The organism is Brachybacterium saurashtrense (assembly GCF_003355475.1).
Lineage (GTDB): Bacteria > Actinomycetota > Actinomycetes > Actinomycetales > Dermabacteraceae > Brachybacterium > Brachybacterium saurashtrense.
The window spans coordinates 565,797-579,524 of sequence record NZ_CP031356.1; the positions used below are offsets into that span (position 1 = coordinate 565,797).

At 73.3% G+C, this 13,728-nt stretch carries 12 protein-coding genes; 10 read left to right on the top strand and 2 right to left on the bottom strand.

Features of this window, described 5'->3' with window-relative positions:
• Positions 1-222 precede the first annotated feature (222 nt).
• The gene (locus tag DWV08_RS02600; protein WP_115412375.1) at positions 223-2,466 is read right to left on the bottom strand and encodes a HelD family protein; all 2,244 of its coding nucleotides are present in this window, start codon (positions 2,464-2,466) and stop codon (positions 223-225) included.
• 152 nt (positions 2,467-2,618) lie between these two features.
• On the opposite strand from DWV08_RS02600, the gene DWV08_RS02605 reads away from it, so the two are divergent.
• Both DWV08_RS02605 and DWV08_RS02610 read left to right on the top strand, forming a co-directional pair.
• Positions 2,619-3,596, top strand: a complete 978-nt coding sequence (locus DWV08_RS02605) for a proteasome assembly chaperone family protein (RefSeq protein WP_115412376.1) — start codon at positions 2,619-2,621, stop codon at positions 3,594-3,596.
• Between the two features lie 280 nt (positions 3,597-3,876).
• Positions 3,877-4,080, top strand: a complete 204-nt coding sequence (locus tag DWV08_RS02610) for a cold-shock protein (RefSeq protein WP_115412377.1) — start codon at positions 3,877-3,879, stop codon at positions 4,078-4,080.
• Positions 4,081-4,167: 87 nt separating this feature from the next.
• Here DWV08_RS02610 and DWV08_RS02615 read toward each other — a convergent pair whose 3' ends face one another.
• The gene (locus DWV08_RS02615; protein ID WP_115412378.1) at positions 4,168-4,998 is read right to left on the bottom strand and encodes a spermidine synthase; all 831 of its coding nucleotides are present in this window, start codon (positions 4,996-4,998) and stop codon (positions 4,168-4,170) included.
• 187 nt (positions 4,999-5,185) lie between these two features.
• Here DWV08_RS02615 and DWV08_RS02620 point away from each other — a divergent pair, with 187 nt between their 5' ends.
• The 8 genes from DWV08_RS02620 to DWV08_RS02655 all read left to right on the top strand — a co-directional run bounded on the left by DWV08_RS02620 (position 5,186) and on the right by DWV08_RS02655 (position 13,728).
• Positions 5,186-5,671 carry an SAV_6107 family HEPN domain-containing protein gene (locus DWV08_RS02620; RefSeq protein ID WP_115412379.1) on the top strand — a complete coding sequence of 162 codons (486 nt, stop codon included), beginning with the start codon at positions 5,186-5,188 and terminating at the stop codon, positions 5,669-5,671.
• A gap of 109 nt (positions 5,672-5,780) precedes the next feature.
• Positions 5,781-7,037: a DNA polymerase IV gene (dinB, locus tag DWV08_RS02625; protein ID WP_115412380.1), complete on the top strand. Its 1,257-nt coding sequence runs from the start codon at positions 5,781-5,783 to the stop codon at positions 7,035-7,037.
• A 134-nt stretch (positions 7,038-7,171) separates the two neighbouring features.
• The gene (locus DWV08_RS02630) at positions 7,172-7,576 is read left to right on the top strand and encodes a DUF3040 domain-containing protein (protein WP_115412381.1); all 405 of its coding nucleotides are present in this window, start codon (positions 7,172-7,174) and stop codon (positions 7,574-7,576) included.
• Between the two features lie 602 nt (positions 7,577-8,178).
• Positions 8,179-8,610, top strand: coding sequence for a division/cell wall cluster transcriptional repressor MraZ (gene mraZ, locus DWV08_RS02635; protein WP_115412382.1), 432 nt, complete (start codon positions 8,179-8,181; stop codon positions 8,608-8,610).
• Between the two features lie 178 nt (positions 8,611-8,788).
• On the top strand, positions 8,789-9,784 hold the full coding sequence (gene rsmH, locus DWV08_RS02640; protein ID WP_115412383.1) for a 16S rRNA (cytosine(1402)-N(4))-methyltransferase RsmH: 996 nt from the start codon (positions 8,789-8,791) through the stop codon (positions 9,782-9,784).
• Positions 9,785-9,902: 118 nt separating this feature from the next.
• Entirely contained in the window at positions 9,903-10,301 is a 399-nt protein-coding gene (gene ftsL, locus DWV08_RS02645) for a cell division protein FtsL (RefSeq protein ID WP_241237295.1), read from the top strand.
• Positions 10,302-10,426: 125 nt separating this feature from the next.
• The gene (locus DWV08_RS02650; RefSeq protein WP_241237296.1) at positions 10,427-12,145 is read left to right on the top strand and encodes a peptidoglycan D,D-transpeptidase FtsI family protein; all 1,719 of its coding nucleotides are present in this window, start codon (positions 10,427-10,429) and stop codon (positions 12,143-12,145) included.
• 5 nt (positions 12,146-12,150) lie between these two features.
• Positions 12,151-13,728, top strand: a complete 1,578-nt coding sequence (locus DWV08_RS02655) for a UDP-N-acetylmuramoyl-L-alanyl-D-glutamate--2,6-diaminopimelate ligase (RefSeq protein ID WP_115414880.1) — start codon at positions 12,151-12,153, stop codon at positions 13,726-13,728.

The window sequence follows — 13,728 nt, forward strand, 5'->3', positions numbered from 1 at the left end:
GCGCAGGCACGGCGCGGCGCCCCCGCGGAGGGATCGTCCCGGCGTGGATCCGGGGAGGACCGCCGAGGAGCCTGTGCCCACTTCGTGGATCTGGTGCGGACGGGGCCGAACCTGTGCATAAGATATCCCTCGTGCGCTCACGCAGCGCACACCAGATCGGCGGTCGTGGAGGGGAAGCCACGGCCGCCGATCGCCGTCCGGGCCCGGCGGCCGGAGCCGCTCTCAGCCCGCGACGCCGCGGGGGAGCTCCCGGGCATGGACCACGCCGAGGTGCTGGGTGGGACGGGACATCGCGACGTACAGATCGCCGGCGCCGTGCGCGTCGATCAGCTCCGCCGGCTCGACGATCACCACGGCATCGAACTCGAGTCCCTTCGCGTCCTGCGCGGTCATCACGGCGATCTCGTCGTCCACCCCCGCGGAGCCCTGACCGATCGCGGGCAGCGTCTCGTCGGCGCGCAGGGCGGTGACCAGCTCCTCGAGCCGCTCCTCGGCGGCGATCACGGCCACCCGTCCCAGCCGTTCTGCATGCACGGAGGCGACGGCCGCGACGGTCCGTGCGGCGAGGTCCGTCGGCGCCGTGCGCTCGATCGACGGCTCCCGGTCGCCGTCGCGCACGGAGCTCACCTCGGTGACCGGCAGCTCGTGCGCCTGTGCCATCGCGACCGCCCGGTCCATGATGCGGCGGGGGGTGCGGTAGTTGACGGTGAGGTGTTCCACCTGCAGGCGGTCCTGGATGTAGGGGCTGAGCGCCGCGGTCCACGAGTCGGTGCCCGCGGCGGAGGAGGTCTGGGCGACGTCCCCCACCACGGTGAAGGACTTCGTGGGCGCCCGTCGCATCAGGGCGCGCCAGCTCATGGGGGAGTGCTCCTGCGCCTCGTCGACCACCACGTGGCCGTAGGTCCAGCTCCGCTCGGCCGAGGCGCGCTCGGCGAGGGTGCGGCCGTCGCGCACCTGGCTCACCTGATCGGCGAGGTCCTCGGCACGGATCATGCCCGAGGTGTCGATGTTCTCGATCACCTTGCGCGCGTACTCCACGTCGGCCCGGCGGCGATCGGCATCGTCCCGCGCCTTCGCCGCCGCCGGGGCGTCGTCCTCGCCGAGCAGCTCGGCGACCTCGTCCAGCAGCGGGATGTCCTCCACCGTCCACGGGGCGTCCTTGGGCCGCACCAGGAGGTCCACGTGCTCGGCGAGGGAGCGCGGCGCGGCGGCGCGCAGCCGGTCCGGGCGGGAGAGCAGGATCCTCAGGAACCCCTGCGGGGTGTACGGCAGCCAGGCCAGATTCAGCACACGCCGCACCTCGGGGTCGTGGCGCAGGTCGGCGAGCAGGTCCGGGCGGTCCTCGGGGATGATCGTGCTGCCCTGGGCGCGCAGTGCCTGTTCGTAGCGCTGCACCAGGCGGTCCAGTGCGGCGCGCACGAACACCGCGCGGGCGGCGTTGTGCGGCTTGTGGGAGGCGCGGGCCTCCCGGCGGGCGGCGCGCACGTCCTCGCGGGTGAGGGTCAGCGAGGTGCCGTCGATCCGCAGCGCGAGGTCCTTCTCCGGCACCCTCTGGCGCTGCTTGACGGCGCGGGCGATCAGCTCGGCCATGGCGACGTCGCCCTTGACCCGTGCCACCGCGTCCTCGTCGTGGGTGAAGGTGCGGATGCCCGGGAACAGCTCACCGGGGGTCAGCATCACCACGCCGGATTCGCCCAGGCTGGGCAGCACCCGTTCGATGTAGCGCAGGAAGCCGGTGGTGGGCGCCATGATCAGCACGCCGGTGTGCTCGAGCCGGCGGCGATGCGTGTAGAGCAGGTAGGCCGCACGGTGCAGGGCCACGGCGGTCTTGCCGGTGCCGGGGCCGCCCTGGACCACCAGCACCCCTCGGTTCTCGGAGCGGATGATCCTGTCCTGTTCCGCCTGGATGGTCGCCACGATGTCGCCCATGCGCCCGGTGCGCTTGCCCGAGACGGCGGCGAGCAACGCGCCCTCGCCCTGCAGCACCACGTCGTGCGCGGGATCCTCGAGGAGCGACTGGTCGAGCACGTCGTCCTCGAGCCCCACCACCGTGCGGCCGCGGCTGATGAGGTGGCGGCGCAGGGTGACGGAGAGGCGCTCCGTGCTGGTGGCCCGGTAGAAGGCGGCGGCGGCCGGAGCGCGCCAGTCCACCAGCAGCTGCTCCCGCTCCGGGGTGAACAGCCCGATCCGCCCTATGTAGTGGCGGGCGGCGTCATCCATGTCCAGGCGGCCGAACACCACGCTGCGGGACACCGAGCGCAGCAGCGCCAGGCGGTCCTCGTACAGCGCCATGAAGGAGTCCCGCTCGGAGCGGTTCTGGTGGGTCGAGGCGCTCTGCGAGCCCTGGATCTGTTCGAGATTGCGCTCCACATGGGCGATCAGCTCGTCCAGCCGTCGGTAGAGCCGATCGGCGTATTCCTGTTCGCGTGCGATCTCCCGGGCGATCTGTCCCTCAGCGTCGTCCACGGCCCTGCCTCTCACCCTGTGCGTCCACGTGCCGCATCGCTCCCGGCGGACTCCGGGGATGCGAAGCACGGTGGTCCATTATGGTGGACTGGCCCGGCCGCCGGTGCCATCCGGTGACGCGTTCCGCTGCGGGAGGAAGAGGGAGGAGCCCCATGCGAGACCCTCGTGATCTCTACCGCTTCGAGTCGACCGAGGTCCTCGAGGCCGTGCCCCGTACGGGGCTCACCCTGGTGCACGCGCTGCCGGGGATGGTCGACGCCGGCAACGCCTGCCGGATCGCGGCGACCTACCTGCGCGACGAGCTGCGTCATCTGCGGCTGGTCTCCTTCGAGACCGACGAGCTGATCGACTACCGCGGCGCCCGCCCCCACGCGACCTTCGACGGCACCTCGTTCACCGAGGTGGAGGCCCCGGAGCTCACCCTGTCGCTGATGTACGACGAGCGCGATCGCCCGTTCCTCTTCCTCGACGGCCCGGAGCCCGATCTGCAGTGGCGCCGGCTGACGGAGGCCATGATCGATCTGGTCGAGTACTTCGAGGTGGAGAACGTGGTGGGCATGCAGGCGGTGCCGATGGCGGTGCCCCACACCCGACCGATCGGCCTGTTCACCCACGCAAACGATCCCTCGCTTCTGGGCCGGCCCAACGTGGCCGCGACGCCCGCGCCGGGCACCTCTCCGGAGGCGGGGGAAGGGGAGAGCACCGAGCTGGTGATCCCCGCGACCTTCAGCGCGCTGCTCGAGCACCGGCTGGGCCGGGCCGGGCACCCCGCGATGGGATACGCCGCGCAGGTGCCGCACTACCTCGCGCGCACCGACTTCCCGGCCGGGGCGCTGGCGCTGCTGCGGCGCGTCAGCCAGGCGGCGGAGCTCGACCTCCCGCTGGTGCACCTGGGCGATCTCACCGATGCGGCCACGGTGGCCCTGCAGGGCACCCTCGCGCAGAACGACGAGGTGCGGCAGGTCGTCGAGGCGCTCGAGGAGCAGTACGACCAGATGAGCGCCGGCGAGGACCCGGCGGCGCGGGCCACCACGATGGACCTGCCCACCGCCGAGGAGATCGGGGAGCACTTCGAGCGCTTCCTCGCCGATCACGACGGCGATCTCCCTGACGAGCCGCCCTCCGCCTGAGCGCGTCGGCGCGGCCGGCGCCGCGCAGGAGCGGCCCGCGCGACCAGTTCGTTACGCCTTCGTGATCGCCGCGGGCCCAACTCAGTGTGAAGCGGGCCACGGCCGTGACAGAATGGCGGCGTTGCGGTGATGCAGGTCCAGCAGGACAGTCCGTCGAAGGTGCCTCGGCACAGAAGTACGGCACCCACGAATGCGCCACCCGCTCCGGCGGGGGACGGCTTCACTCGGCACCGCGGTCGCGTCGTGCGGCCGATGATGGACGACACAGAAGGTGACAGGTATGGCACAGGGCTCGGTCAAGTGGTTCAACGCCGAAAAGGGCTACGGCTTCATCGAGATCGACGGGGGCGGCGCTGACGTCTTCGTCCACCACAGCAAGATCGACATGGACGGCTACCGCTCCCTCGACGAGGGGCAGCGCGTGGAGTTCGAGGTCAGCCAGGGCGACAAGGGGCCGCAGGCCGAGCAGGTCCGCCCCCTCTGATCGACGGCACCCCGTCTGCTTCGACGGACCGGGCAGGAGCATCGCGCTCCCGCCCGGTCCGTTCACGTGCGGGCGATGCCGGCCCGGTCAGGTGCCCTCGCGCACACGCCCGGCGCGCGTCAGCGCCTCCACCTGAGCGCTGCGCGCCAGGCGCACCGAGACGGCGTCCGAGCGCAGGGCCCGGTCGACGCCGTCGGGCAGGGGAAGACGCGAGGCGAGCAGCACGCAGTTCCCCCGGCGACGCCCCGTCAGGTGCGCGGGTTCCGCGATGACGCCCACGTGCGGGAACACGGCGCGCAGCGTGGCGACCTCGTCGGCCATCAGGCCCGTGCCGGGCGGGGCCGCGCAGTTGGCGAGGTAGAGGCCGCCCTCGCGCAGCACGCGGTCTGCGTGCGCGGCGGCCTCCACCGTGGTGAGCTCGTCCGGCGTCACCGCGCCGCGGAAGACGTCCCTCACCAGCACGTCGAAACGGTCCTCGCGCCAGGAGGCCAGCGCGCCCAGGGCGTCGTCGACCCGCAGCCTGAGCTGCGGGGAGCGGGGGAGGTCGAACCACTCCCGCACCTGGTCGGCGAGCAGCGCGTCCAGCTCCACCACGATCTGGCGGCTGCGGGGACGGCCGGCCGCGATCGCGCGCGGGAGCGAGCACCCGCCGCCGCCGAGGTGCGCGAGCTGCGGCGCCTCGCCGCCCTGCGTCTCGAGGTGCAGGTCGATCACCAGCAGCATCCACCGCATGTACTCGAACACCAGGTGCTCGGGGTCGGGGTGGAGGTGGGAGGAGGGGACGCCGTTGACGTCCAGCAGCACCGAGCCGTCGTTCTCGAGGGTGAGCCGGGCGGTCCCGGTGGAGATCGGGATCGGCGCGTCGAGCGGACCGAGGTGCGGGAAGGCGGCGCGGGGCGCGCGGGCGCGGCGGGGCATCGCCCCACTCTAGGAGATCTCCGCACGCGCCGACGCGGCACGGGCACGTCCCCGACCCCTCCTCCCCATCGCCCGGGCGTCCACAGCCGGTGCTCCCGTGCCCCGTTCGTCACACCCCCTCCGTAGCGTGCGGAGCATCAGGCCGGTCCACGAGCCGGCGGCAGCCGCCACCTAGGAGGGGAGCACGATGACCCGCACCATGCCCCGCCGCCCGACCTCGGCCCTCGCCGGGGCGGACGCCCGCTCCCTGCGCCGTCGTCTGGTGCTGCTCGATCAGGACCAGGCCGATCTCGACCGCGCGCGGGAGCTGCTGCGGCAGGCACGGGAGCACGCTGAGGAGGCACCGCGGGACGCGTTCGAGCTGGTGCACCGGGCCGCGCTGCGCGGCGCCGGGGTGCTGGTGTCGCGGGCGAACCGGGAACGTCGCCGCCCGCTGCCGCGGAACGTGTGGAGTGCGCTCGAGCGCCTGGGCGGGGACGAGGTCTCCCGGGCGGAGGAGGTGGCCCCGATGGTGGCGGAGAGGGCGAGGCTGGACCGGGATCTCTCCCTGCCTCCGGATCCGGCGCTGCTGGGCCGGCACCTGGAGTGCACCGCGGCGCACCTCGACCTCGTCGCGGAGCGGCTGCTCGAGGACCTGCCGGCCTCGCTGGCGGAGCTCGCCGTCGAACAGTGACCGGCCCCGCGCCCCGGGCCTCGCGCCCCGGTCCCTGCGCCCCACGACCCGCGGTCGCAGGGCGGTTCCCCGGGCGGGCGCAGGCGGGCCGCCGAGTACAGTCACGGAGATGAGCGAGAGGCGGAGCGGGGCCGACGAGAGCCCCGAAAGAGGGGCCGGCGCACCGGACGCGGAGTCCCCGGACATCCTGCACCTGGACATGGACGCCTTCTTCGCCTCGATCGAGGTGCGCGACGCGCCCGATCTGAGGGGGCTGCCCGTGGTGGTGGGCGGCAGCGGCGCCCGAGGCGTCGTCGCCGCGGCCAGCTACCCGGCCCGCGCCCGCGGCATCCGTTCGGCGATGCCGATGTCCAGCGCACGCCGCCAGGCGCCGGACCTCGTGGTGGTGCCGCCGCGGATCGACCACTACCGGCAGGTATCCACCCAGGTCATGGCGCTGCTCGGGGACGTCGTCGCCGACGTCGAGCAGATCAGCGTCGACGAGGCGTTCCTCGACGTGCGCGGCGCCCGTCGACTGTTCGGGCCGCCTGAGCGGATCGCCGGCCTCCTGCGCGCACGGATCCGGGAGGAGCTCGGCCTGCCCAGCTCCGTGGGCGGCTCCGTCTCGCGGCCCGTCGCCAAGATCGCCTCCGCACGCGCGAAGCCGGACGGCATGCTCATCGTCCCGGCGGCGGGCACCGCCGAGTTCCTCGCCCCGCTGCCCGTCGCGGCGATCTCCGGCATCGGGCCCACCGCGCAGCAGGCGCTCGCCCGGCTCGGCGTGCGCACCATCGGGCAGCTGCGGGAGGTGCCGCGCTCCACCCTCACCCGCGTGCTCGGCCCCCGGACGGGGGAGGTGCTCGCCCTCGCCGACGGCAGTGACCGCACCGGCCTCGGCAGGCGGGTGCGGGACAGGTCGCTGGGCACCGAGCGCACCTGGGACGAGGACCTCACCGACCCCGCCGAGATGCGGCGATGGATCACCCGGATGAGCGATGACGTGGCCCGCCAGCTGCGCCGCGGAGGGTTCGTGGCCCGCACCGTGGTGCTCAAGCTGCGCGCCCCGGACGGCACCACCCTCACCCGCTCGTCCACCCTGCCGCTCCCCACCGCGAGCGGGGAGCGGATGCGCGAGCACGTCATCGCGCTGTGGGAGCGGGAGCGGCCCACGATGCCGCGGCTCCGCCTGGCGGGGGTGCGCGCCGCGCACCTGGAGCCCGCCGCCGACACCCCCGTGCAGGCGGAGCTCAGCGCACGACCGGCGGGATGGCGCGACCTGGAGCAGGCGATGGACAGGGCGCGCGAGCGCTTCGGCGACCGAAGTCTGGACCGCGGCTCGACGCTCCGACCCTCCACCGACGCCGCGCCGCCCGAGCGCCCCGTGTGAGGCTCTGCCCAGCCGGTTCCCATATCCCAGGATCACGCTCTAAACTGGGTGAACCGCCGACGAGGGCAACAAGAACCTCGCACGGCGGGCACTGCGCCGACCGGCGCGAGAGGACGGGGACAAGGAGCGGGATCATGCCGCTGTCTGAACACGAGCAGAAGATGCTCGACGAGATGGAGCGTCAGCTCTTCGCCGACGATCCGCGCCTGGCACGGGCCTTCGCGCCCACGGCACGGCCGCGCCGCAGCGGTCGGCGGATCCTCATCGGACTGGGTGCGGTGGTGGTCGGTCTCGGCATCCTGGTGCTGGCCGTGAGCCTGCCGGCCGTCTGGCTGGGCGTGATCGCCTTCATCGGCATGCTGGCCGGCGCGGTCTACGCGGTCACCGCCCCCGGCGGCACCGCCCAGGGCAACGACTCCGGGAACGGCCCGGGCGGCGGCTCCGGTCCGTCGGCCCCGACGGGCGACGATTCCGGCAGCTTCATGCGCCGGATGGAGGAGCGCTGGGAGAAGCGCGCCGGGGACGACCCCCGCCTCTGACGCCCCGCCCGACGGGACACCGCCCGCGCCCCCGCGCGCCCCACCGCAGCACACGATGCCCCGGCTCCTCGGAGCCGGGGCATTCTCATGTCCGCCCTCGCCCCGTGAGCCCGGGGACGTCGCCCGCCCGCCCGCTGCGACGCACGGGTCCCTTCCCGCGCACCTCCCGCCGTGACGCGCCGACCGACCGGGCGGTTCCCCGGCCCGTCCGCCCGTTCCCGAGGCCGCTCCCCACCGCGCTCCCCACCCCTCCCCACCGCATTCCCCACTTCGCTCCACCGGCGTCCTCCCCGGCCCTCCACTGCGCCCCCGGGGACGATCCCCCCTCCGGGCGCGATGCGCTGACCTGCAACGTTTCGCGCAGGCTCGGGGGTGCTCCCTCCACGGCGCCCGGACTCTGCTCCGTGGCGTGCCGTGTGCGACATGCGTGCCGGAGATTTCCCCCCACCTCGCCCCACCGCTGTGACCAGCGCAGATGACGCGAGCGTGGGGTGATTTCCGGGTTTCTGGGAGTCCGGGTGGGGAGTTGTGGGGTAAAGTGGAGCGCGTTGGGAGGAGATGGGTTCCGGATCGCGAGTCGCGGCAGGTGAAGGAGGGCGCTGATGTTCCTCGGCACCTTCACGCCCAAGCTCGACGAGAAGGGGCGCCTGATCTTCCCGGCGAAGTTCCGCGACGAGCTCGCCTCCGGGCTGGTCATGACTCGAGGGCAGGAGCACTGCATCGCCGTGTACCCGCTCATGGAGTTCCGCCAGAAGCTCGAGGAGGCCCGTCGGGCGCCCACCACCGATCGGCGCACACGTGACTACCTGCGCGTGCTGCTGTCCGGCGCGGAGGACGTCATCCCGGACAAGCAGGGCCGCATCACCATCCCGGGCCATCTGCGCACCTACGCGGACCTGGACCGGGAATGCGCCGTCATCGGCGCACTCGACCGCCTCGAGATCTGGTCGCTCCCGGCCTGGGAGACCTACCTCGAGCAGAAGGAGGAGGGCTTCGCCGAGACCTCCGAGGAGGTGATCCCGGGCCTGTTCTGAGCTCGGCTCGACGGATTCCGTCCTGTGAGACCTCTCGTCGTTCCCGCCCCGACGCAACTTCCCCGGTGGCGGGTCGGGAACGACGGGGAATCTGGCAGGACGGCACCGCGCAGGAGGCGCGGAGCCGAGCAGGACCGCAGGACCATCGCACGCAGCACGAGACGACCCAGGGGGTGACATGGACTCGCAGCACACCGGACGACCCGCCGAGGACAGGCACGTCCCCGTCCTGCTCGACACCTCCGTCCAGCTGCTCGTCCCCGCGCTGCGCGAGCCCGGCGCCGTCCACGTCGACGCGACCCTGGGCATGGGCGGCCACGCCGCCGCCGTGCTACACGCCGCGCCCGAGGCGCACCTGGTGGGCATCGACCGCGACCCCCAGGCCCTCGTCCTCGCCCGCGAACGGCTCGACCGCGAGGGCGTGGGGGAGCGGGCCACCCTGGTGCACGCCACCTACGACCGCATCCCCGAGGTGCTCGCGGATCTCGGCCTGCCCGGCGCTCACGGCGTGATGATGGACCTGGGGCTCTCCAGCTTCCAGATCGACACCGCCGAGCGCGGGTTCTCCTACTCGGTGGACGCCCCGCTCGACATGCGGATGGACACCGCCTCCGACGGCCCCACCGCGGCGGACCTGCTGCGCGACCTGCCCGAGGCCGAGCTCGCGCGGATCCTCCGGGACCTCGGCGACGAGCGCTTCGCCAAGCGCATCGCCCGCCGGCTGGTCGCGCAGCGGGAGATCGCCCCGCTCACCCGCAGCGGCGAGCTCGTCGACCTGCTGGAGCAGGCCATCCCCGCGGCCTCGAAGGCCAGCGGCGGCCATCCCGCCAAACGCACCTTCCAGGCGCTGCGCATCGCGGTCAACGAGGAGCTCGAGATCCTCGCCTCCGCGATCGAATCCGCCCTCGACAGCCTCCACGTGGGCGGCCGGATCGTGGTGGAGTCCTACCACTCCGGTGAGGACCGCCTGGTCAAGACCGCGTTCACGCGTCGCACCCGCTCCTCGGCTCCGCCCGGGCTCCCGGTGGAGCTCGAGGAGCACAAGCCCACCTTCTCCCCGCTCGTGCGCGGCGCCCTCCAGGCGGACGACGCCGAGCGCGGCACCAACTCGCGCGCGGCCTCCGTCCGCCTGCGCGCCCTGACCCGCACCCGATCCGTCGAGAGAGCACACTGAGATGGCCAGCACGTCAGCCGTTCATGCGCCCGCGATCCGTCCCGTCCGCGGCAGTCGGAGGCACACCGCCCGCCCGGGACTGACCATCGTCGCCTCGCCGAAGACCGCGGGCAGCTCGATGCCGTTCACGCTCCTGTGCACCCTGATCGTCGCCGCCACCCTCGCGGCGCTGCTCTACCTCAACATCCAGATGTCGGACACCAGCTACGAGATCACCCGCCTGCAGGGCCAGTCGCAGCGCCTCACGGAGGAGGGCCAGGCGCTCGCCGAGACGAACGAGCGCCTCGGCACCCCCCAGGAGCTGGAGCGCCAGGCCCGCGAGATCGGCATGGTCCCGGTGACGGATCCGGCCTACATCGACCTCGACACGGGCGAGATCATCGGCGAGACGGCCCCGGCGGAGCAGACTGGGGCCAATCCCGAGCTCGCGCAGGTGCCCGCCGAGGTGGCGGTGCCGCCGGCTCAGATCTACGACGAGCCCTCCGCCTACCACGGCATGGGCAACGAAGGGGCCTGAGGATGACGCCACCGCGCAGCAGAGGCCGCCGCGGGACCACCAGCCGGAGCACGGGCGGGGCGGGGCGACCCCGCGCCGCGGCCCGGGCGACGGCGCGCAGGGGCGGCCTGGTCCCCCCGGCCCGCGTGGGCGAGCCCTCCACCCGCCACCGCCTCCTGATCAGCGTGATCCTGGTGGCGGTGATGGCGCTGTCCGGGCGCTTGATCTGGGTGCAGGGGCTGGACGCGAGCGCCCGCGCCCAGGAGGCCATCGACCAGCGCACGGTCACCCGCACCATCCCCGCCCTGCGCGGCGAGATCACCGATCGCAACGGCACCGTGCTGGCCAGCTCCGTGGAGCGCTACGACCTGTGGGTCAACCAGCTCCAGGTGGACGACTACCTCGCCGGCTCCACCACCGCCGAGGTGACCGGCGTGGAGGCCGCGGCGCAGGAGCTCGCCCCGGTGCTCGGCTGGAGCGAGTCGAAGACGGTCGAGGCGCTCACCGGAGAGGCCGGGTTCCAGTACCTGCGCAAGAACGTCGAGCCCGAGGTGCGCGACGCCGTGATCTCCCTGCGCATCCCCGGCATCGGCGCGGACCGCGTGGCGGACCGCATCTACCCGGCCGGCTCCGTGGGCGGGAACATCATCGGCTTCGTGGGCAGCGACGGCACCGCGCTCGCGGGGACGGAGCTCTCCTTCGACGACGAGCTCAGCGGCACCGACGGCGAGACCACCTACGAGCGCGGCGCCCAGGGGCAGATCATCCCCACCGGGAGACAGGAGACCACCCCGGCCGTGGACGGCCAGGACGTGGTGCTCACCATCGACCGTGACCTGCAGTGGAAGGCGCAGCAGATCGTCGCCGGCGCCGTCGAGCAGTGGGGCGCCACCGGAGGCAGCGCCGTCGTGTACAACTCCCGCACCGGCGAGGTGATGGCCCTGGCCGAGTACCCGAGCTTCGACCCGAACTCCCCGGGCAGCTCCGATCCGGAGGACCTCGGCAACCGCTCCATCTCCAACGTCTTCGAGCCCGGCTCCACGGGGAAGCTGTTCACCTTGGCGGCGGCGATCGAGGAGGGCACCGTCACCCCCGAGTCCGAGTACGAGATCCCGTACGAGATGTGGTTCGACGGGCACCGGGTCAAGGACTCCCACCAGCATCCGGATCAGCGACTCACCCTCGCCGGCGTGCTGAAGAACAGCTCGAACGTGGGCACCGTGCAGATCTCGGAGACCCTCACCCCCGAGGTGCGCTACGACTACCTCAAGGCCTTCGGGCTCGGGGAGACGACGGGGGTGGAGCTGCCCGCCGAGTCCGCCGGCATCGTCCACCCCGCCGACCAGTGGACCGGCCGCACCCGCTACACCACCGCCTTCGGGCAGGGCTACAGCGTCAACGCCCTGCAGATGGTCTCCGCCGTCGGCACCTTCGCCAACGACGGCGTGCGGGTGCAGCCCTCGCTCATCGCCGGCACCCGCGAGGCCGACGGCACCGTGCGACCCCTGGGCGAGCCCGAGAGCACCCGGGTGGTCTCGAGCGACACCGCGGACACCATGCTCGCCCTGATGGACAACTCCGTGGACGACGAGACCTCCTCGGCCGCCGTCACCGGCTACGCGGTGGGCGGGAAGACCGGCACCGCGCAGGTGGGGGACGGCACCTACACCGCCTCCTTCGTGGGCGTCGCCCCGGCGGATGATCCCGATCTGGTGGTGGGTGTGTTCGTGTTCGGTCTGGACACGTTCATCTCCGGCAGTCGGGCCGCCGCGCCCGCCTTCTCTGAGCTGACCACCTTCGCCCTGCAGAACCAGGGCATCGCCCCCACCGGTGCGGCCGGTCGCGAGCTCGAGAACGAGTGGTGAACACGATGAGCGACACCGTCGGGAGCATTCCCGAACCCGCCCGCCCGCGCCGTCCGCACGGCGCCTCCGCCGCGGAGCTCGCCGCCGTGCTGGGGGCCCCGGCGCCGAGCACCGACCTCACGCTGCAGGGCGTCACCCTCGACTCCCGCGCCGTGGAGCCGGGGGACCTGTGGTGCGCGCTGCCCGGCGCGAACGCCCACGGCGCGGACTTCGCCGCCCAGGCCGCCGCACGCGGCGCCGTCATGGTCCTCACCGACCCCCAGGGCCGCGGGCGCTGCGAGGCGGCCGGACTCGCCGTGCTGGAGGTCGCCGATCCCCGCGCCGCCACCGCCGTCGCGGCGGCGGTGGTCCAGGGACGGCCGTCCCGGCGGCTGGCCACCATCGGCGTCACCGGCACCAACGGCAAGACCTCCATCACCACGGCGATCACCCGCACCCTGCTGGCGCTCGACGTCCCGGCTGGCTCCATCGGCACCAGCGGCACCAGCTACCGCGGCGCCGACGGGCGCGACCACGCGATCGCGACCGTGCGCACCACCCCGGAGGCCCCCGAGCTGCACGGGCTGCTGGCGCGGATGGCGGAGGATGCCGTGGAGACGGTCTCGATGGAGGTCTCCAGCCACGCCCTGGTGCTGCACCGCGCGGACGAGGTGGTCTTCGACGTCGCCTGCTTCACCAACCTCACCCAGGACCACCTCGACTTCCACGGCACGATGGAGGAGTACTTCGCGGCGAAGCAGCAGCTGTTCACCCCCGCCCATGCCCGTCACGGCGTGGTGTGCGTGGACGACGAGTGGGGCCGGCGCCTCGCGCGCGAGGCGCAGATCCCCGTGACCACCTACACCACCCGGGAGGACGTCGCGGCGGATCACCGCGCCCGGGACCTGCGCGCCGAGGGCTACGGCACCACCTTCGTGGTGGACGGTCCGGGCGGCTCCCGCACGCTGCACGCCGCCCTCCCCGGCCGCCACTACGTCGCCAACACCCTGGCCGCCGAGCTCCTGCTGGCCGCCGTGGGCCGCAGCGGCGAGGACGTGGTCCGGGCCCTGGGCGAGGCCGGCACCGTGCCGGGCCGGATGGAGCCGGTCGCCGATGCGCCCGTGCGCGGCATCGTCGACTACTCCCACACTCCCGACGCCCTCCGACAGGCTCTCCTGACGCTGCGCGCCGTGCCCGGCACCCGTCGCCTGCTCGTGGTGATGGGCGCCGGCGGCGACCGCGACCGCACCAAGCGACCGCTCATGGGGCGCACCGCCGCCCAGCTCGCGGACGTGGTGATCGTCACGGACGACAACCCGCGCGGAGAGGATCCGGCCGCGATCCGCCGCGAGGTGCTCTCCGGGATCGAGGAGGGCACGACGGCGCAGGTCCACGAGGTGGACGGGCGTGGGGAGGCGATCGCCCTGGCGGCCTACCTGGCCGACGTGGCGGACACCATCCTCGTGGCGGGCAAGGGCGCCGAGACCGGACAGACGATCGGCGGTATCGTCCATCCGTTCGATGACCGCCTCCGACTGCGGGACGCCCTGCGGGACGCACATCCGGCGCGCGGAGGCGCCGACGACATGGACGAAGGACGCTGA

What these genes read in the sequence shown, in the direction of transcription:
- rsmH (WP_115412383.1), top strand. Translation starts at nt 8,789, where the DNA reads ATGGACTCGCAGCACACCGGACGACCCGCCGAGGACAGGCACGTCCCC.
- ftsL (WP_241237295.1), top strand. Translation starts at nt 9,903, where the DNA reads ATGCCGTTCACGCTCCTGTGCACCCTGATCGTCGCCGCCACCCTCGCG.
- DWV08_RS02615 (WP_115412378.1), bottom strand. Translation starts at nt 4,998, where the DNA reads ATGCCCCGCCGCGCCCGCGCGCCCCGCGCCGCCTTCCCGCACCTCGGT.
- DWV08_RS02655 (WP_115414880.1), top strand. Translation starts at nt 12,151, where the DNA reads ATGAGCGACACCGTCGGGAGCATTCCCGAACCCGCCCGCCCGCGCCGT.
- DWV08_RS02610 (WP_115412377.1), top strand. Translation starts at nt 3,877, where the DNA reads ATGGCACAGGGCTCGGTCAAGTGGTTCAACGCCGAAAAGGGCTACGGC.
- mraZ (WP_115412382.1), top strand. Translation starts at nt 8,179, where the DNA reads ATGTTCCTCGGCACCTTCACGCCCAAGCTCGACGAGAAGGGGCGCCTG.
- DWV08_RS02630 (WP_115412381.1), top strand. Translation starts at nt 7,172, where the DNA reads ATGCCGCTGTCTGAACACGAGCAGAAGATGCTCGACGAGATGGAGCGT.
- dinB (WP_115412380.1), top strand. Translation starts at nt 5,781, where the DNA reads ATGAGCGAGAGGCGGAGCGGGGCCGACGAGAGCCCCGAAAGAGGGGCC.
- DWV08_RS02605 (WP_115412376.1), top strand. Translation starts at nt 2,619, where the DNA reads ATGCGAGACCCTCGTGATCTCTACCGCTTCGAGTCGACCGAGGTCCTC.
- DWV08_RS02620 (WP_115412379.1), top strand. Translation starts at nt 5,186, where the DNA reads ATGACCCGCACCATGCCCCGCCGCCCGACCTCGGCCCTCGCCGGGGCG.